Raw genomic sequence first — 19,021 nt, 5'->3', positions numbered from 1 at the left:
TTTAACCTGCCTTTTACGTGCTGTTTCATACCATCAGTTTATCATAAGATGAGCGCTTGTCAGAGGATTTCCGCTATGTTCTCGATTTCAGGCCGGCAACCATTTCGGCGTGCTTTTCATCCGTCAGCCGGTATAAATAGCCGATCACAAGCATCGCAATCGACAGGGCTACTGCCGGATATAAAAGCAGAATCGCTTTGATGCCGAGAAGGGTCCCCGCTTTTTGGGCAACGTTCGGAACGTAGCCGACGATGCTGAGCCCGATTCCTGATAAGAAGCCTGAAAGCGACTGTGCCAGCTTTCTTGAGAAATTGAATAACGAGTAGACGGTCCCTTCCTTACGCTCCCCTGTTCTCCATTCGCCGTAATCGATCGCATCTGATACAAAAGCCCAAGTGATCCCGTTCGGAATGCTGATGCCGATAAATGCGATGCTTGCGAGAATCGTAAATAAAAAGACGTTGCTCGGCATGGCGAAGTTGATGACGTCGGCTACGACGGAAAGCGCAAGGCCGAGAATCGCGGTTTTCTTTTTGCCGAACATTTTGACAAGCTTCGGCAGCATGATGACGCCGATAAAGGATGAACCGATGATGATGAAGTTCATCGATGCCATCAGCTCGGCATTTCCGAGATTGTATTCGGCGAAATAGACGAGCATCGCCGATTTGAGATTGTACGCGGAAATCGTGAAAACCGTCATAAGAATCAGCGTCAGCAGCGGTTTGTTTGTAAAAAACGTTTTTGAAATGGCCTTGAGCGTCACTTTCTCCTCTTTATACTTTTGGTCCTTGACGATGATCCGTTCCTGGCAGTTCCGGTAGCAGATGTAGAAAAACAGCACGCCGAGCATTGACATCAGCCCCATGACGACCGGATACGCGACTACCGGATTGTCAAATCTGACGATCATCGGAATGACGACAATGCTTGTTACGAATAGCGCGCCGAGCGAACCGGCCTGCCGGAAGGATGCAAGCGATGTCCGGTCAACCGCATTTTGCGTCATGGCAGCGCCGAGCGAGCCGTACGGAATGTTGACGAATGAATAGCCGATTCCCCAGATCATATATGAGGCATACGCATAGATTAATTTGCCCGTCGGCGAAAGGTTCGGAGAGATGAACGTCAGGACGGTCAAAATCGCGAGCACGATGCTTCCGTATAATAAATAAGGCCTGAATTTGCCTTTCGGCCCGATGCGCTTCCGGTAATCGATGGATGTCCCCACGATCGGATCGACAACGGCGGCAAAAAGCTTGCTCACAAGAAAGATTCCTCCGGCCGCGGCCGCCGGAATCCCGGCAACATCGGTAAAAAATTTCAATAGATAAAGCTGTCCGAGGTCAAACATGAACCCATTCCCAAAATCTCCAAAACCATAAGAAATCTTTTCTTTTAAACTCAATTTCTCGTCAGTTGCGACGACCGTTTCAGTCTGTCTGTCCGTCGATATTTCCATGGGAAAGCAGCTCCTCTGCAATCATTTTTTAAGCTTTCAAGCGGTCTTTCACCTCAAACTGAAAATATTGCTTTGCATTTTCATAGCTGATTCCTTTCACGATTCGTCCGAGCAGTTCGATGTCATCCGGCGCTTCGCCGTTTTCCGCCCATCCGCCGATCACATCGCAGACTAGACGCCTGAAATATTCGTGCCTCGTGTAAGAGAGAAAACTTCGCGAATCCGTCAGCATGCCGATAAAACGGCTTAACAGCCCTATATTTGCAAGCGATTTCATTTGTTCATGCATGCCGTCTTTCGTATCGTTGAACCACCATGCCGTCCCATGCTGAATTTTCCCCGGTACCCTTCCGTCCTGAAAGCTTCCTGCAAGGCTTGAAATCACGACATTGTCGCGCGGATTTAACGAATAAAGAATCGTTTTCGGGAGCGCGTCTATTCTGTCGAGAGAATCGAGAAACCGGCACAAAGGCTTTGCGATATCCTGATCGTTGATGGCGTCATACCCCGTATCAGGCCCAAGCCGCGCGTACATTTTGCTGCTGTTGTTTCGCAAAGCGTTAATATGCAGCTGCATCGCCCAGCCTTTTTCCGCGTAACAAGCCCCGAGTACATGGAGAGTGAACGACTTGAATGCCGTTTCCTCTTCAGGCGTGACCTTTTCGCCGTTCATCGCTTTAGCAAAAATCGGCCGCACTTCTTTTTCGTCTGTATCCGTATATGTCATTTGGTTGATGGCATGGTCTGAGATCCGGCCCCCTGCTTCATGGAAAAACTCGATCCGCTTTTTAAGCGCTTCCAAAAAATCGGCGTATCCGCTGATTGCAATGCCGCTTGCTTCTTCGAGCTTTTTCACCCAGCCTGTAAAGCCTTCCTGATTGATTTCCAGCGCTTTATCAGGCCTGAATCCAGGTAAAACGCTTACACGAAAGTCGTCGTTTTTCAGCTTCAAATGGTATTCCAGGCTGTCGGTCGGATCATCTGTCGTCACGACTGTTTCAACGTTGGATTTTTCGATCAGATCTCTTGCACCAAAGCCTTCTCCGTTTAGCTGCTCGTTCACATTGTTCCAAACCGCGGGCGCGCTCTTTTCGTCAAGCAGCTCATAAACGCCGAAAAACCTCCGCAGCTCCAAATGAGTCCAATGATAAAGCGGATTGCCGATCGTCATCGGCACGGTCTTGGCCCAGGCATTGAATTTTTCTTCATCAGACGCGTTCCCTGTAATGTACTCCTCCGCTATGCCGTTCGCCCGCATCGCCCTCCATTTGTAATGGTCGCCGTACAGCCACGCCTCGGTGATATTTTTGAAGGTTTTGTTTTCATAGATCTCCTTCGGACTTAAGTGACAGTGGTAATCGATGATCGGCATTCCTTTGGCATACTCGTGATACAGCTTTGCCGCCGTATCGGTTGTTAAAAGAAAATCGTCGGCCAGAAACGCTTTCACTGTTCTTCACCTTCCTTTGATCGTTTTTTGTTAACGTTAACAAAATGATGCATCAGAAAAATGTGAACGTTAACATTCAATCTTATTTTATACCAGCCGCTTCTATTTTTCCATAATTTTCTCAGTGCATAAGAAAGAAGCTGCACGGTTAAAGCCGGCAGCCCCTTTCTTTTATTGCTTTTTCTTAAATTCCATCGTAATCTCGGTCCCGTATCCCGTCCGGCTGTCGACTTCGATGCATCCGTCATGAAGATGGACGAGCTCGAGCGAAATCGCGAGGCCGAGTCCGCTTCCTTCTGTCGAATCTTTCGTATGCGTCCCCCTGTAATAGCGGTTGAATAATTTAGAGACGGTTTCAGAGTCCATGCCCCTGCCGTTGTCGGCAATTTTAAGAACGATGTGCTGTTTTGTTTCTTCAAGAATAACTTTGATCTCGGTGCCTTTTTCATTGTGTTTGACCGCATTGGCCAGCAGGTTTTCCAAAATCCTTCTGAACCAGCCTTTATCAATCGAAAACTCGGTATCTTCTAATTGAGATTCAAAGGACACCTGATACCCCTCTGAAAACGGGTAGCGCTTAAATTCTTCGACAACCTTTCTTAAAAACGGCACAAGCCTGACCGTTTCCCGTTTGATCGGGAGCGCGCCGTTTTTGAGCCTGTATGTTAAATTCAAATCTTCAATGAGCTGTGACATGTAATCCGACTTTTCTTTCATGACCTGGCCGATTTCGGAAATTTCTTCTTTTGACCATTCATAATTTGGGGATTCGAGCATCATGCTGTACCCATAGATCGTGCTGAGCGGCGTTTTTAAATCATGGGAAAGCCCGGCAATCCATTCCTCTCTTGTTGCCTGGATTTTTTTCCGGTCCTGCTCATCTTTCTTCAACGTTTCCGTCAGCTGCTCCATCGATTCGAATACTTCGTTAAACAAGCGGTACGGTTGCTTTCTTTTCCCTTTTTTATTGCGGCTTCTCGGCAGGCCTTTGCGGTTTTTCGGCTCTTCAAACCGCCCTTTTGAGAGGTTGACGACCCATTTAATTGAATGGATGATCGGCATGCCGAACCGGAAAGAGTACCACAGGGTCATGATCGTAATTGAAAAGAGCAGGATGCCGATCATCAGGACGATGATTTTTAAGGCAAGGCCGATTATCGACCGGTTAAACTCATGGTCCGGATTATAAATCGGATTCGGCGTGGCCGCGATCAGCCACTCCGTAGCGCTCAGACGCCTGTATGAAAATTCATGCTCGTAGTTCCACGGCTTTGATTGATACTTCAAAAGCTCTAATTCTGTAATGCCTTTGCTGTAGTCGATATCCGAGAAAATCGATTGTAAAAGTTTCCCTTTTTCATTAAACAAATAAACGGATCCTTTGTTTTTCTTAATGAAATCGAGTGTGCTTTTTTTATAGGAGGAAAGGGTTGACGGATTTTTTTCCTCCTTCTCCAAATAGCTCAGAATCGTTTCGCTTTTCGACTCCCAGCCGAAGAGAATAACATAATCCTTCTCATTTAAATTTGCAGACCAAAAATTGACTTGATACTTGCCGATCTTTTTTCGTGAAAAAGCCGTTACGAGGTCTTCTTTGTGGTACTCCCTTTGGATCTCCCGGGGAAGATCGTAGGAATACACCGTCTTTTCTTTCTCGTTTAGTATTTGCAGCCAGCCCCGCTGCTTATCGACAGCCGCTTTTAATGTGTCATCAATGTGCCAATTGTTATCGTAATCAATGGTGACCCAGGTTTCAAACGTGTCTGAAGTGGCTTTCGCCAAACCTGCATCAGCTTCGCTTTCGCTCAGGCGCAGCGCGAAAAAAATAAAGGACAGGGACAGGACGGCGATGACAAGCATTAAAATCAGAAAAATCTGGCTTGTAAAATGCAGAACTAATTTTCCCCTGAGCCTCATCCTTCACTCTCTTTTCTTGCCTGGTTCGGAATGAACTTATACCCCAAACCGCGAATCGTTACGATGTACTCGGGATTGCTCGGGTCTCTTTCGATTTTTTCCCTCAGCTTTCGGATATGAACCATGACGGTGTTGCTGTCTCCGTAAGAAGGGACCCCCCATACTTTTTCGTAGATCTGATCCTTTGAAAGCACCCTGTTCGGATGGTCGCAAAAGTATTGGAGGAGCTGAAGCAGCTGCGCCGAACAGCTGACAGCCTCGCCGTCGACAATCAGCTCCGCGAAATCCGGATGGAACGTGAAGCGTTCATATTCGTATGAAGACGTTACCGCAGCGGCCGCGACTTCCTTCTGTATGTATGTCCGCTTTAAATGAGCTTTGATTCTCGCGATTAATTCGAGCGGATTAAACGGTTTCGTTATGTAGTCATCCGCCCCGTACGCAAAGCCCGACAGCTTATCAAGGTCCGACGTTTTCGCCGTCAGAAAAAAGATCGGGGCGTTTGTATGCCGCCGGAGCTCAGGTGATACTTCAAATCCGGTCTGCCCCGGCATCATGACATCGAGAAGAATCATATGTACGGTCTCTTTTTTGACGAGATCAAGGGCCTCTTCAGCGCTGTTTGCAGTCAGGACTTCTGTAAAGCCTTCTTTTGTAAGGACGCGCTTTACCATTTGGACAATGGCGTCCTCATCATCCACAATCAAAATCGTTGCATTCTCCACTTTCTTCTTTCCTTTCTGTCAGCATCATGTTTTATATCCTCATCTTAACATCTATCTTAGGTGTATCGGCTGCCGTTTTCGGATTTTAAAGTAAAATTTAGAAATTTTCTTTTTGAAAAAGAAAAAACAGACACCAGTTTGCGTGTCTGTTCATCCGGTTGCCAGCCTTTTGGCCTCTTCATTCTCAAGAAGGTCATAGGTCAGGCATATCGGTTTTCCGGTGCGCGGGTCTACAGCGATCTCCGCATCGATTTGAAACACCTTCCGCAGGACTTCCGGCGTCATGACATCTTCTGGCGCCCCCTCTTTTACGATCTTCCCGCTGTTTAATGCAACCATGTGATGGGCGAAGCGGGCTGCATGATTCAGATCGTGGATGACCATCAGGATCGTCCGTCCCTCATCTTTATTGAGCTTTTCCAACAGCTTCAGGATTTCGAGCTGGTGGGCCAAATCCAAGTAGGTCGTCGGCTCGTCAAGCAGAAGCAGCTCCGTCTCCTGGGCAAGGGCCATCGCGATCCAGACGCGCTGGCGCTGACCGCCGGAAAGGGCTTCGATCGGCCGATCATGAAACGCCAGCATCCCCGTGACATCAAGCGACCATTCGATGATGCGGCGGTCGTCTTTCGTCAGTCTGCCCATTCCTTTTTGATGTGGGAAGCGGCCGTATGCGACAAGCTCATATACGGTCAGTCCGCCCGGGGCTTCAGGCGTTTGCGGAAGGATCGCCATTTGCTTGGCGATCTCCTTCGTCGGCAATTGATGGATCGCTTTTCCGTTCAAATGGACGGCACCGGTTTTCGAACGGTGGATTCGGGCCATCGTTTTTAAAATCGTTGATTTCCCGCACCCGTTCGGCCCGATCATGGTCGTGATTTTCCCCTTTGGTATCGTAAGGTTCAGGTTTTCGACGATCATCTGCTCGCCGTAGCCAATCCCCAGATCGTTTGTAGAAAGAGACACCTTGCAATCTTCCCTTCTTTAGTTTGTTTTCATCAGCAAATAGATAAAATACGGCGCGCCCAAAACGGAAATGACGAGCCCTACCGGAATCTCCGAAGGCGCAAGGAGCGTCCTTCCGATCAAGTCGGCCAGCAACAAGAGCAACGCCCCGGTCAGTGCAGATGCCGGAATCAACAGCTGATGCTTCGGCCCGACGAGCCTTCTTGCGATATGAGGCGCAACAAGACCGAGAAACGTGATGTTGCCCCCCGCCGCCACGCAGGCGCCGCTGAGGGCGGATGCGGCCAGCAGGAGCACGAGCCGTTCTTTTTCAACGGCCGTTCCAAGCCCGGCTGCGATCTGATCGCCGAGATTAAGTACATTTAAATAGCGCGCCTTATAAAAGATAAAAGGAATCAGCAGGACAATCCACGGAAGGATTGCCGAAACAAAGCTCCAGTTTGCGCTCCAAATGTTTCCCGACAGCCATACGGTCGCCTGCATGAAATCGTTCGGATTCATTTTCAGCTGCAGCATCAAAATTGCCGCCCCGAACGCCGTATTGATTCCGATTCCGACCAAGACGAGGCGAACCGGGTTCAGCCCCTTTTTCCAGGCGAACAAATAAATGAGGACGACCGCGATGCAGGCTCCTGCAAATGCAAAAATCGGCAAGGAAAACGCGGCATTTGCATCAAAGCCGCCTCCGGCCCCCTGAAAGAAGAAAATAAATATGACAACGGCAAAGCCCGCTCCGGCATTGATTCCCAAAATCCCCGGATCAGCGAGGTCGTTTTTGGATACGCCCTGCCAGACGGCCCCTGCTGCTGCAATCCCGGCACCGATAAGCGCGGCCAGAATCATCCGCGGCAGGCGGAATTCAAATAAGACAAGCTCATCCTGCGGCGTTCCTCCTCCAAATAACGTTTTCAGCGCGTCAAACGGAGCAATCCGGATCTCACCCATGTTCAGGCTTAATAAAAATACACCGAGGATCAGCGCAGCCATGAAAAGCATGATCATAACGGCACGGCCGTTTTTGTTCTTGAGCGTCTCCATTTACAGTCCCCTCCCTTCGCGCCGGGCCAAATAGAGAAAGAACGGTACGCCGACAAGCGCAGTCACCGCTCCGACCGGCGTTTCAAAAGGAGGATTGATCATCCTTGCGCATATGTCGGCACACAGAAGAAGCACGGCCCCAAGCACAGCCGAGCACGGGATGATCCAGCGGTAATCCACGCCTGCCAAAAAGCGGGCAATATGCGGGATGATCAAGCCGATGAAGCCGATCGTCCCAGCTACTGATACAGCGGCCCCCGTCAGCAAAACGACGGAGGCGACCCCGATCACTTTGACCGTTTTTGTCGATTGGCCGAGCCCTTTTGCCACTTCTTCTCCAAGGCTTAAGATGGTAACCGAACGGGCGATGAAAAAGACAAGCAAGAGCCCCAGGGCGGCCGCGGGAGCCAGCAGCTCAACGCTCGACCATTTCATGCCGGCGATTCCGCCCGCATACCAAAAGCTCACATCGCGAGCCACATCGAAATGAATCGCAATAGCCGACGACAGCGCTCTAAGCAGCGTGCCGACTGCAGTTCCCGCCAAAGCGAGCTTTACAGGAGTAAGTCCGCCCTTTGAGAGCATTCCGACCGCAAAAACGATCGCAGCTCCCAAACCCGCTCCGGCAAATGACCAACCCAAAAGCCCGAGCGAAGAAATTCCGGGAAAAAAGGCAAAAGCGACTGCGACCGCAAAAGCAGAGCCATCCGTTACGCTCATAATTTCGGGCGATGCGAGCGGATTTCTCGTCATGCCCTGCATGATCGCACCGGAAACGGCCAGGCAAGCGCCGACAAGTATGGCGCTGACCGTCCTCGGAAGCCTGAGTTCCCAAATAATCTGATGTGCCGTATTTTTTGAATCGAAGTGAAAAAGCGCGTTCCACACCGTGCTGAGCTTGATATCAGCCGCACCGAGCACAATCGACAAAGCCGCGCCGAACAGCAAAATCAACGTTCCGCCTAGAAGAATAAAAACGGCGCCAAGAGGACGGCTAACCGGAAGCTGTTCGTTTTCCGGCTCGTCCCTGTCATTGGTCTGATGAATATTCCTGTATGACCCCAATCGATGCCATTCCTTTCTATTTATACAATCGATAACGATTATCATTTTCATCTTATAGTATATCAGGCTCAGACTAAATGTTTAATAAAAAATTTTTTCAGATTGAAAAAAAGCCCGCATATCTTCAGATGAAGACCGCGGGCCTCAGGCTTTAAGATTGTTGATTCCGGCTGAACTTTTTGGCCGCAAACGGGTAGATGATGAGGCCGACAAAGAACAAGCCGATTCCCAATATAAAGGTCAGCCAATCTGCAGTTCCCGAAATGATGACCCACAAAGAATATCCGAGAGCGCACAGGGCAATGATGCCGTCGCCTGTTCTTGATCCTTTCAGTTCATCATACGTATCTCCTTTAATGATAAGCTTCAGGCTGAACAAAGCCGCAATGAGATACGGTACGAGATAAGCGAGCGTCGCAGATGTCGTCAAAAACGTAAAGGCCTGACTGATCGTCCCCGAAATCGTGGAGAAAATAAAGATTTGCGACATTAAGTTCGTAATGATCAGCGAATTGACGGGACTTCCTTTTTTGTTCGTCTTTGCAAAGAAAGCGGGAAAATCGCCTGCTTTTGCCGCTTGATACGGAACCTCAGATCCGATCAAAATCCAGCCAAGCATTGATCCGAACAATGAAATGATCGCCAAAATGGCCATGACCACGCTGCCGAAGCCGCCGATAATTGCATGCAGCACATCAACAAACGGTTTATTCGATGCCTGGAGCTGATCGTGCGGAATAATGCCCATTGTAATTAACGTAATGATCATATAAATGCTGAGTGCGATCAACAGCCCGGTGATCGTGGCACGTTTCACATCGCGCTGTGATGATGCGCGCCCCGACAAAATAACGGCTGACTCGATGCCGACAAACGCCCACAGCGTAGAAATCGCCGCATTATGGACCTGGCCGCCGAGCCCGATGCTTTTTCCGTCCGCCTCAACAGGAAAATAAAATGAATGAAATAAAGACACTTGAAATACGAATAATCCAGCTACAATAAACAGGACAAACCCGAGCACCTTGGAAAACGTCGTCAAAAAGTTGAGCTTTCCTGCTCCGTTTATACTGGAGACGAGAATGAAATGAGTGCCCCACAATAGAATCGTGCATGCGATGAATGTGAGCAGCTGCCCGAGTGTTACGGGATGTCCGCCAAGTTCAAACATCTCGCGCTTATCAGTCAAAATCGGCAGGAATGTCGTCAAATAACCGGCAAGGCTCGTGATGATGGCCACGTTGCTGATCCAGCTGGCAACCCAGTAACCCCACACCATCGTAAAGCCCGCTGCGTTTCCCTTTTTCGGGTCTGAAAACAGCGCCCTTGCATAGCTTTGCGGCCCCGCTTTGAGATCAGGACGGCGAATCGATAAATGGCCGAATACGAGCGCGATCATCAATACGCCCGCACCCGTCACCAGCCATGCCGCCGTTACGCCGAGCGGGCTGGCCGTCTGCGCGAGCGTGCTTGGGAGCATGAAGATCCCGGAGCCGACCATATTTCCAACGACAAAAGCCGTTAAAAGCCAGAAACCCCATTTTTTTGTCTGTTCCATACAACTAATACCTCCGAGCATTTTATCAAAATATGCCGGACCAGACCGTGAGATCATAAAAATAAAAAAAGCATGAACAAAAGTCCATGCCAAAATAACATACACTCTTGATCCCCGGATAGCCCTCCGCGGGAAGTCCCGCGGCAGTCCTGCACTTATTCAATGCAGACCCAGCATAAAGAATGGTCGGCTTCTTTATGCTTCGGCGCTGATGCCTTTTACACATGATCACGGGCCCTCGCCGGCCTCACATGCGCTACTCATCATCCGCGCAACCTCTACCTCACTAAGAGTTAAGAGTGAGGATTTATCACATATTCTCAACCGAAGGTTACCAGAGAAATGTTATTCTGTCAAAGGGAACTGATGGAAAAAACGGCAGGAAGACCGCCCATTTTTCGGCGGCCTTCATTGTGAACGGGGATGATCCCCATCATCTATAGAGGTTATCGATTGTTTTTCTTTTTTCTGACCGCTTCTTGCAGAGGGTCTCCTTTTAATGCTTGGCCTGCATCTTCAAGCGCCCCCTGAACGGCGTTATGGTCTTTGGCTTTATTTTTTCCCTGATCTTTATTAAAGAAAAAGCCCACATGAATCACCTCTTTAAAATTTGGTACAATACTAATTTGGCTTTTCATTAAAAAAATATGCAGGAAGCTTGGCTGTCCGGCCTGCATGAATTTCCCGTTTTGGCCTCTTTCTTCCCGCAAAAATGAAAAAATCGCGGCCAAAACCTTCCAGAATCAGTCTTGATGGTCTTCAGATCTCCTGATATAGTTTTCTTTAGGAATCAGGTCTTAAGGAGAAGCGAATATGACAGGAAAAACACACATCATGGGGGGAGTCGCTTCTTGTACGGCTGTCGCTTATTTTTATGGGTATGATCCCGTATTGATAACCGCTTGAGGCATTTTTGGAGCATTGATACCCGATATTTGCCACACAAAAAGCAAAATAGGGCGGAAGCTTCCAATTTTATCAACGCTGATCAGCTCTGTATTCGGCCACAGAACGTTCACGCACAGCCTGCTCTTTCTGTTCGTGACGGGATTTTTGGCACATTTATATGTTACAAACCAGAGCATTTTTGCCGGACTGATGGCGGGAATGGCCAGCCACCTGCTGCTTGACGCGGGGACGACAAACGGCATCAAGCTTTTCTTTCCTTCATCAATTAGAATCCGCCTGCCGCTTTACATCAAAACGGGCGGCAAAGCCGAACAGGGCGTGATGGCCGCCCTCACCGTTCTTTCATGCTATTTTATCGCCGTCTTGATGGCTTGACATGTGGCGCAAATTGCTTTATTTGCCACCGAAAGTTTTTTTTAGTAATTTAAACATATGCGGGGCTAAGAACTTGTGAGGAGCTATTGATAAATGAAAGAACATTTTTTCAAAAAGCAATGGTTTTTATGCTTATCGATTTTTTTCATGTGGATGAAGACGTATTTCATCTATAAACTGGGGTTTCACTTGCGGATTGATAATCCGTTTCAGGAGCTGATCCTGTTAATAAACCCGCTTAGCTTTCTCATCCCCGTATTCGGCATCAGCCTTTTTTGCCGCGAAAAGACAAAGCGGCTGTTTTTACTCTCAGCAAATGTCATCCTTACGGGCATTCTGATCGCAAACTGCATTTTTTACGGTTTCTATATCGATTTCATTACAATCCCCGTTTTGTTTCAGGCCAAAAACCTCGGAGGGCTCGGCAGCAGTTTTCAAGAGCTGTTCAATCCCCTTTTCATCGTTCTTTTCCTTGATCTGGCACTGCTCGCATGGCTTTCGAAAACCCGCCGGAAAACGGAAGCAAAAGCATCGCGAAAAGCGATCAAAATTTACTACGGCGCGGCCGCGGGGATCGTGCTGCTGAATCTCACCTTATCAGAGGTCGAGCAGCCGAAGTTTTTGTCCCATTCGTTTGACAGGGAAGTGCTCGTCAAAAACATCGGGCTGTTTCAATTTCATCTGTTCGACGGAATTACGCAGACGTTTAATTTGACGCAAAAAGCGGTAGCCGACGAAAACAGCCTGGCAACGATCGAAAACTATACAAAAGCCGACTACAGCAAACCGAACAAAGACATGTTCGGCATCGCAAAAGGACGAAACGTCATCTTCGTGACGCTCGAATCTACTCAAAGCTTCGTCATCAATGAAAAAGTAAACGGAAAAGAGATCACCCCGTTTTTGAATCAGTTCATCCATAAAAGCTATTATTTCGACCATTTTTATCAGCAGACCGAACAGGGGAAAACATCGGATTCCGAGTTCCTCATCGCCAATTCGCTGTATCCGTCGCTGAGCGGATCTGTCTTCTTTACGAAAAGCGAAAATCAATACAATTCAATGTATAAAACGCTGGCGCAGCACGGTTACATATCATCCGTCTTTCACGCCAATAACAAAAGGTTCTGGAACAGGGACGTCATGTACGAAGCGCTCGGTATTGACCGCTTTTATGATGTGGACCACTTCAGCGTAACCGCTGATAATTCAACAGGCTGGGGGCTGAAGGACAAAGAGTTCTTAGCACAGTCCGCCGACATGATGAAAGAGTTGCCGGAGCCGTTTTACAGCAGCCTGCTGACCTTGACCAATCACTTTCCGTTTCAGATTGATGACAAGGATAAGCTGATTGATGAATATAATTCTAACAGTGAGATTTTGAACCGCTATGTGACGACGGTGCGCTATCAGGACGAAGCGCTGAAAGCTTTTATCGCGAAGCTGAAAAAAAACGGCCTGTATGAACATTCAGTGATCGTCTTGATGGGGGATCATTACGGTATTTCGGAAGCACACAATGAAGCGCTCGCTCAATTTTTAGGGAAAAAGGAGATCACGCCGTACGATACCGTTCAGCTTCAGCGGGTTCCGCTGATCATCCACATCCCCGGAATTACGGACAAAAATCCGCGAACCGTGTCAGAAACGGGGGGACAGATCGATGTCAAACCGACATTGCTTCATTTATTGGGAATTGACACAAAAGGCATGATTCAGTTCGGAAACGACCTTTTTTCTAAGGAAAGAATGCCTTTTGCCGTGCTGCGAAACGGAAGCTTCATCACGGATGATTATCTCTATACGAAAAATGCATGCTACGATCAAAAAACCGGAGAGCTTTTAGAGGATCCAGAGGACAAATGCGCTCCCCTAATTGAGAAAGCGGCTGAAGAGCTTTCCCTTTCCGACAAAATTATCAACGGAGACTTGCTGAGGTTTTATAAACAATAACGCCTCCCCTTCCCAAAGCATTCAGAGCTGGCTGGGAGGGGCTGTTTACATTGGGGCTCGGGCTGGGTATTATATACCGAATGTTTAAAATGCCCTTGCAGATTTGCACATCCTTCGTTACCCTAATGAATAGACAATTTTGTTTCGGGTGCCGATTATTTCATGAAGTGTTATAAAATCTCAAAATAAGAAGGTTTTCAAATGAGTGAAACTAAACAAACCATAAATAAACTGCCGATTGTTGCCGTACTGATTACCGGGACCTTTATCGCCATTTTAAACCAGACGCTGCTGACGACGGCCCTTCCCCCGATCATGAGGGATTTGAACATTACCCCGGGGCTTGCCCAGTGGCTGACGACCGTTTTTATGCTTGTAAACGGAATTATGATTCCGGTTACGGCATTTTTAATCGAAAAATTCACGACGAGAAAGCTGTTTATGGCCGCGATGTCTTTATTCACCGCCGGAACGCTGATCTGTGCTTTATCGTTCAGCTTTCCCGTTTTAATTGCCGGACGAATCGTGCAGGCGGCCGGTGCAGGGATCATGATGCCTTTGATGCAGACCGTGCTTCTTTTGATTTTCCCGAAGGAAAAACGCGGCTCAGCGATGGGGATGGTCGGACTTGTCATCGCCTTCGCCCCGGCTCTTGGACCGACTTTGTCGGGATGGATTGTCGACCGTTATCCGTGGGAAATCTTGTTTTATCTCCTGCTGCCGTTCGCGGTCATTGACATGGTTGTCGCTTTCTTTATTTTAAAAAATGTAACAGAACAAACATCGCCTAAGATGGATGCCGCCTCCATCATTTTGTCTTCTTTAGGATTCGGCGGCATCCTTTACGGCTTCAGCAGCGCGGGCGTCGACGGCTGGACCAGTCCGGACGTGCTGACAGGCTTCGCAGTCGGGGCCGTCACCCTGTTTTGGTTCATTTGGAGACAGCTCCATCTGAAGGAACCGATTTTGGAATTCAGGGTATTTAAATATCCGATGTTTACGCTCGCTACAGTCATCGGCATGGTTGTGTTTATGGCGATGATCGGAGCGGCGACGATCGTTCCGATCTACATGCAGGATATGCGCCATTTCACCGCGATGGAGTCAGGAATGATGCTCTTTCCGGGAGCGGTTGTCATGGGCTTGATGTCCCCGATTACGGGAAGGATTTTCGATAAAATCGGAGCGCGGATTTTAAGCATTACCGGGTTGACGGCCATTTTTATCACGACGCTGCTGCTATCGCATCTGTCCGAAAAAACGCCTTTCGCCTACCTGTCCATCGTCTATGCGTTTCGGATGGTCGGGATGGGGATGGTGTTAATGCCCGTGACGACTGCAGGGCTGAATCAGCTGCCGCGCCATTTGATTCCGCACGGCACGGCCATGAACAACACGTTGAGGCAAATGTCAGGCTCAATCGGAACGGCGATTTTGATTACGATCATGACGCAGCGGGCGCTGTCTGATCCGGCGGGCCCCGGCACGGAAACGGCGATGATTCACGGCGTAAACCTGGCCTTTATGACGGCTGCCGGTTTGTCGGGAATCGGGCTGATCCTTGCCTTTTTCATTAAACACAATCACCGCGGCAGGCTGAACCACCATAAAAGAAAGCCTGCGAAAAGCGGCTTTGCGCTTCACGAAAAATAAACAAATCCCGGGTTCGCTAAGAACCCGGGATTTATTTTATTCGAATCCGTTTGTCATCGTTTCAGGATCCGGACCTACGCGCTCATCTTTGTTGAGGGCGTTGATTTTTTCCATATCTTCTTTTGAAAGTTCGAAGTCGAAAATATCGGCGTTTTCGATGATTCGGTGTTCTTTAATCGATTTCGGGATGGTTACGACTTCGCTTTGCAGATCCCAGCGCAAAATGATTTGCGCGACCGATTTGTTGTATTTGCCGGCAATTTCGGCAAGCACTTCATTGTCAAGCAGTTTCCCTTGCATCAGCGGAGACCATGCTTCAAGCTGAATGCCTTGTTTTTTGCAGTAATCTCTTAATTCGAGCTGCGTCAAACGCGGGTGGAATTCAACCTGATTGACCATCGGTTTGATTTCCGCTTCCTCCAGCAGGCTTTCCAAATGATGCACGTTGAAGTTGCTGACGCCGATCGCTCTGATTTTGCCGTCTTTGTACAGCTTCTCCAAGGCGCGCCATGTCTCTTTATATTTGCTTTTATCTTTTCCGGGCCAATGAATTAAATATAAATCAAGGTAGTCAAGGCCAAGTTTTCTCAGGCTTTCATCAAAAGCCGCCAGCGTTTTTTCGTAGCCCTGGTCACTGTTCCACACCTTAGATGTGATGAAAAGCTCCTCACGGGGAACGCCTGATTCTTTAATTCCTTTGCCGACGCCTTCTTCATTTTGATAGATCGCAGCCGTATCAATGCTCCGGTATCCGTTTTTAATCGCTGCTTTCACAGATTCGACGACTTGGCTGCCCTCTTCCACTTTAAAGACTCCCAGGCCAAACCACGGCATTTTAACTCCGTTATGTAACGTCACAGTGTCCTTTAAACTGCTTACCATTTAAACGACCGCCTTTCTTTTTTATTCAGATACTATTTCAAGCATCACGTCTATTATCTCATATTGGAGAGATTTGACATAATAAATTGCTCACTTTTCTTCTTTAACCAGCCCGCGTGCAGCCAATTCGAGCGCTCCTGTGATCCCGGCATCGTCGCCGAGCCCCGGCGGCACGACATAACCGTCAAGGTCTGGAAGATCGATGTATCCGTTTACATATTCACGCAGTTTTCTGCGGATGAGCGGAAACAACTGCCGCTGCTTCATGACCCCGCCGCCCATTACGATTTTTTCCGGGCATAAGATCAGAATATATTGCATGAGCGCCTGCGCCAAATAATCGGCTTCAAGCTCCCAAACCTCTTCGCGCGCAGAAAGGTCTTTTCCTTGTTTTCCCCAGCGCTTTTCGAGCGCAGGCCCTGATGCCATTCCCTCAAGGCAGTCTTTGTGGTACGGACAGCTTCCTTCAAATGCATCCTTTTCATGGCGTCTGATCAGGATATGCCCCATTTCAGGATGGCTGAAGCTTTGTACGACCTTGCCGCCGATGACAGCCCCGCCGCCGATTCCCGTGCCGACCGTGATGTATAAACAGCTGTTCAGCCCTTGTGCGGCTCCTTCCGTTATTTCCCCGAGCGCAGCCGCATTGACGTCCGTGGTAAACGAAACCGGGATCCGGAGCCTTTTTTCCAGTTCGGGAATGAACGGATAGTTCTGCCACGCGAGTTTCGGCGTATTCGTAATAAAGCCGAAATCGGGTCTCTCCTTTGCCAGCGAAATCGGGCCGAACGATCCGACTCCCAGTGCTTCAGGCTGATATGCATCAAAGAAAGCGGTTACTTTTTCGATCGTCTCTTCGGGCGTTTCCGTCGGAATCGTCAGCCTGCCTGCGATTTCCCCTGTCTCCGTTCCGACAGCGCATACAAATTTTGTTCCTCCTGCTTCAATTGCACCGTAATGTTTCATCTCTTTTCCCCTTTTTTCTGTTTTTAATTGAATCATAAAGCAGAAAAGTGAGGAAAGCAATTGAATAAAATGTTACTCATCAAGGAGCGACGCTTCCAAATCATTGATGTACTGGCGCAGCTGATGGGCCGTTTCCCTCGTAATTTCCCGGTTTTCAAACAACTCCTGAATTTCATTGCGGATGATTTGCACCGATTTTAAGCGAATCTCTTTCTTTTGCCTTTCATAGCGGTTATTTTCCCGGAGTCCTCCGGCGCCGTGCTGAAGCCTGAGGATCAAGCGCTGATAAAAAGAAATAACCGACCGGGACGCCTCTTTATTTTCGTCGCTCATATGCTGTTTTACCGCTTCGATAGCCGCTTTTGCCGTTTGAATCCGGGCCTTTTTCAGCATGTCACCGCTTTGGTCATGCGGTTTGTGTGTTCCTTCTTTTTGTCGCCTGTTGATCAGGCGCTTCCATTTCATAAGCGAAACGCCTGCTTTAAAGGGATTGGAAAAAAGCATTTCTTTCTCCCGCAGCCTTTCTTTCAGCCGATTCGCGATATCTTCTGTGATTTGTCCGTTTTCTTGCATGTTTTCCAATTCCGCCTGTTCCGCTTTCAAGGCATGGACCCGGATTTTGTTTTCGAGTTTTTTATGGCGCAGATGCTCTTTCAAAGAATATTGCTCAAACTTGAGCTGCTTCATTTTTTCGTTGTACTCCGATATGACGGCGAGAGCCGCGGCTCTGTTTTTGTCGTTCATTTCCTCTTTTAAAGCTTTGACCGTTGTCTTCATCACTTTTCTTCTGACGCTTTGAAACTGGCTTCCGCCTGCCGGGAGCTCCTTCCTTTCTGACAGGAGCGGCAAAAAGGCGCTCGCCATCAGCAGGGTGCACAGAATTACACCGGCTGCCAAAAAGACGGTCAAATCCCGCTCCGGAAACGGGCGGCCGTTCTCCAGCACAAAAGGGATCGAAAATGCTCCGGCAAGGGTCACGGCTCCACGGACGCCCGATATCGATATCTGGAGCAGGGAGCGCAGTTTTTCTCCGCCTGAAACTTGTTTCATTTGAAGCCCCCAATTGCCCTGCCAAAACAAAAATACCCATATGAAGCGGAGCAGCATGAGCATCAGCGTAATCAGAATGATGTAGCTGATGACTCTCACATTGTTGAATGCCGCATTCCCAAATATGACAGACAGCGCACCCGGCATTTGCAAGCCTAGCAAAACGAACACGAGACCGTTTAAAATAAAAAGGATGATGCCCCATGTGCTGGCCGAAACGATCTTCAGCTTGACCATTGCCGATTCGGCTCTGTCCTGCTCCGCCGCATGCGTGATACCTCCGGCGACGACGGCAAGGATTCCCGATACGCCGATCTCCTCTGCGGCCAAATAAATCACAAAGGGGGTCAAGATTTGGATCAGCATGTGCATTGTGACGTCCTGCATCCCTAAGCGGCGGAGCAAATAGCGAAACCGGAGGATCAAAAAAGAAAGAACCGTTCCGGTAACGAGGCCTCCAATTGCGATCAGCAAAAAACTGACCGCGGCCTCAGACCACGAAAAAGTGCCCGTTATCGCCGCAGCAAGTGCGAATTTAAAAGCGACGAGACCTGAGGCATCGTTCATTAAGCCTTCTCCTTCAAGAAGGCGCAGCATATCATTCGGCATATCGATTCTTTTCGAGAGCGCGCCGACAGCAACGACATCTGTAGGCGATAAAATGGCGGCAAGGGCAAAAGCGGCCGGCAGCGGAATCTGCGGAATCATCCAATGGATGGCATAGCCGCCAAACAGCACGGTCACAAAGACGAGACCGAGCGCCAAAAGCAGAATCGGGGTCCGCAGTTTCCACAGCTCATCCCTCGGGATCCGTCTTCCGTCATTAAATACCAGGGGAGCGATAAATAAAACAAAAAAAAGCTCCGGATTGAACGTGATATGAAGCCCGCCCGGAAAAACCGCCGCGATGATGCCCAATCCGACCTGAATCAACGGAACCGGAACAAATGGAATAAACCGGTGAACGATATTTGAGATCGCGATAATTGTTAAAAAAACCAAAACGGCCAGGAAAACGGCCACTAAGAATACCTCCTTACCGCCGTAAAAACAGG

At 48.6% G+C, this 19,021-nt stretch carries 14 protein-coding genes, 1 pseudogene and 1 riboswitch; of the genes and pseudogenes, 3 read left to right on the top strand and 12 right to left on the bottom strand.

The window, feature by feature from the left end:
* Positions 1–73: 73 nt before the first annotated feature.
* From MHB78_RS04765 to sspJ, 9 genes are all read right to left on the bottom strand, one after another.
* Positions 74–1,462: a glycoside-pentoside-hexuronide (GPH):cation symporter gene (locus MHB78_RS04765; protein ID WP_046129235.1), complete on the bottom strand. Its 1,389-nt coding sequence runs from the start codon at positions 1,460–1,462 to the stop codon at positions 74–76.
* A 28-nt stretch (positions 1,463–1,490) separates the two neighbouring features.
* Positions 1,491–2,912 (bottom strand): glucuronate isomerase, encoded by a 1,422-nt coding sequence (gene uxaC / locus MHB78_RS04760; RefSeq protein ID WP_046129234.1) that lies wholly within the window; start codon positions 2,910–2,912, stop codon positions 1,491–1,493.
* A gap of 171 nt (positions 2,913–3,083) precedes the next feature.
* Positions 3,084–4,829 carry a HAMP domain-containing sensor histidine kinase gene (locus MHB78_RS04755; protein WP_046129233.1) on the bottom strand — a complete coding sequence of 582 codons (1,746 nt, stop codon included), beginning with the start codon at positions 4,827–4,829 and terminating at the stop codon, positions 3,084–3,086.
* Positions 4,826–5,554 carry a response regulator transcription factor gene (locus MHB78_RS04750; RefSeq protein WP_046129232.1) on the bottom strand — a complete coding sequence of 243 codons (729 nt, stop codon included), beginning with the start codon at positions 5,552–5,554 and terminating at the stop codon, positions 4,826–4,828. The genes MHB78_RS04755 and MHB78_RS04750 overlap by 4 nt, the downstream gene beginning before the upstream one ends.
* 150 nt (positions 5,555–5,704) lie before the next feature.
* On the bottom strand, positions 5,705–6,472 hold the full coding sequence (locus tag MHB78_RS04745) for an ABC transporter ATP-binding protein (RefSeq protein ID WP_046129268.1): 768 nt from the start codon (positions 6,470–6,472) through the stop codon (positions 5,705–5,707).
* Between the two features lie 63 nt (positions 6,473–6,535).
* On the bottom strand, positions 6,536–7,555 hold the full coding sequence (locus tag MHB78_RS04740; RefSeq protein WP_046129231.1) for an iron ABC transporter permease: 1,020 nt from the start codon (positions 7,553–7,555) through the stop codon (positions 6,536–6,538).
* The gene (locus tag MHB78_RS04735) at positions 7,556–8,620 is read right to left on the bottom strand and encodes an iron ABC transporter permease (RefSeq protein WP_046129230.1); all 1,065 of its coding nucleotides are present in this window, start codon (positions 8,618–8,620) and stop codon (positions 7,556–7,558) included. It abuts the gene before it with no gap.
* A gap of 151 nt (positions 8,621–8,771) precedes the next feature.
* On the bottom strand, positions 8,772–10,178 hold the full coding sequence (locus MHB78_RS04730) for an amino acid permease (RefSeq protein ID WP_046129229.1): 1,407 nt from the start codon (positions 10,176–10,178) through the stop codon (positions 8,772–8,774).
* Positions 10,179–10,289: 111 nt separating this feature from the next.
* A riboswitch (Lysine riboswitch) is annotated at positions 10,290–10,467 on the bottom strand.
* Between the two features lie 157 nt (positions 10,468–10,624).
* Positions 10,625–10,768, bottom strand: a complete 144-nt coding sequence (gene sspJ / locus MHB78_RS04725) for a small acid-soluble spore protein SspJ (protein WP_046129267.1) — start codon at positions 10,766–10,768, stop codon at positions 10,625–10,627.
* Positions 10,769–10,991: 223 nt separating this feature from the next.
* Here sspJ and MHB78_RS04720 point away from each other — a divergent pair.
* The 3 genes and pseudogenes from MHB78_RS04720 to MHB78_RS04710 all read left to right on the top strand — a co-directional run bounded on the left by MHB78_RS04720 (position 10,992) and on the right by MHB78_RS04710 (position 15,068).
* Positions 10,992–11,462: pseudogene (locus MHB78_RS04720) on the top strand (metal-dependent hydrolase).
* 93 nt (positions 11,463–11,555) lie between these two features.
* On the top strand, positions 11,556–13,415 hold the full coding sequence (locus MHB78_RS04715) for an LTA synthase family protein (RefSeq protein ID WP_046129228.1): 1,860 nt from the start codon (positions 11,556–11,558) through the stop codon (positions 13,413–13,415).
* A gap of 201 nt (positions 13,416–13,616) precedes the next feature.
* A complete protein-coding gene (locus tag MHB78_RS04710; protein WP_046129227.1) occupies positions 13,617–15,068 on the top strand; it encodes an MDR family MFS transporter in 1,452 nt (483 codons plus the stop codon).
* 36 nt (positions 15,069–15,104) lie between these two features.
* On the opposite strand, the gene MHB78_RS04705 is transcribed toward MHB78_RS04710, so the two are convergent.
* The 3 genes from MHB78_RS04705 to MHB78_RS04695 all read right to left on the bottom strand — a co-directional run bounded on the left by MHB78_RS04705 (position 15,105) and on the right by MHB78_RS04695 (position 18,989).
* Positions 15,105–15,950: an aldo/keto reductase gene (locus MHB78_RS04705; protein ID WP_046129226.1), complete on the bottom strand. Its 846-nt coding sequence runs from the start codon at positions 15,948–15,950 to the stop codon at positions 15,105–15,107.
* 90 nt (positions 15,951–16,040) lie between these two features.
* A complete protein-coding gene (locus MHB78_RS04700) occupies positions 16,041–16,916 on the bottom strand; it encodes an ROK family protein (protein WP_046129225.1) in 876 nt (291 codons plus the stop codon).
* 72 nt (positions 16,917–16,988) lie between these two features.
* Positions 16,989–18,989 carry a Na+/H+ antiporter gene (locus tag MHB78_RS04695; RefSeq protein WP_046129224.1) on the bottom strand — a complete coding sequence of 667 codons (2,001 nt, stop codon included), beginning with the start codon at positions 18,987–18,989 and terminating at the stop codon, positions 16,989–16,991.
* Positions 18,990–19,021 lie beyond the last annotated feature (32 nt).

Origin of the sequence: Bacillus sp. FSL K6-0138 (genome assembly GCF_037982765.1) — a bacterium.
Classification (GTDB): domain Bacteria; phylum Bacillota; class Bacilli; order Bacillales; family Bacillaceae; genus Bacillus; species Bacillus glycinifermentans.
This window is presented reverse-complemented; position numbering and strand designations above follow the sequence as displayed.

Bases quoted from the DNA above. Each gene is read 5' to 3' on its own strand.
- MHB78_RS04765 (WP_046129235.1), bottom strand. From the start codon at position 1,462: ATGGAAATATCGACGGACAGACAGACTGAAACGGTCGTCGCAACTGAC.
- MHB78_RS04755 (WP_046129233.1), bottom strand. From the start codon at position 4,829: ATGAGGCTCAGGGGAAAATTAGTTCTGCATTTTACAAGCCAGATTTTT.
- MHB78_RS04745 (WP_046129268.1), bottom strand. From the start codon at position 6,472: ATGATCGTCGAAAACCTGAACCTTACGATACCAAAGGGGAAAATCACG.
- MHB78_RS04740 (WP_046129231.1), bottom strand. From the start codon at position 7,555: ATGGAGACGCTCAAGAACAAAAACGGCCGTGCCGTTATGATCATGCTT.
- MHB78_RS04730 (WP_046129229.1), bottom strand. From the start codon at position 10,178: ATGGAACAGACAAAAAAATGGGGTTTCTGGCTTTTAACGGCTTTTGTC.
- MHB78_RS04715 (WP_046129228.1), top strand. From the start codon at position 11,556: ATGAAAGAACATTTTTTCAAAAAGCAATGGTTTTTATGCTTATCGATT.
- MHB78_RS04710 (WP_046129227.1), top strand. From the start codon at position 13,617: ATGAGTGAAACTAAACAAACCATAAATAAACTGCCGATTGTTGCCGTA.
- MHB78_RS04705 (WP_046129226.1), bottom strand. From the start codon at position 15,950: ATGGTAAGCAGTTTAAAGGACACTGTGACGTTACATAACGGAGTTAAA.
- MHB78_RS04700 (WP_046129225.1), bottom strand. From the start codon at position 16,916: ATGAAACATTACGGTGCAATTGAAGCAGGAGGAACAAAATTTGTATGC.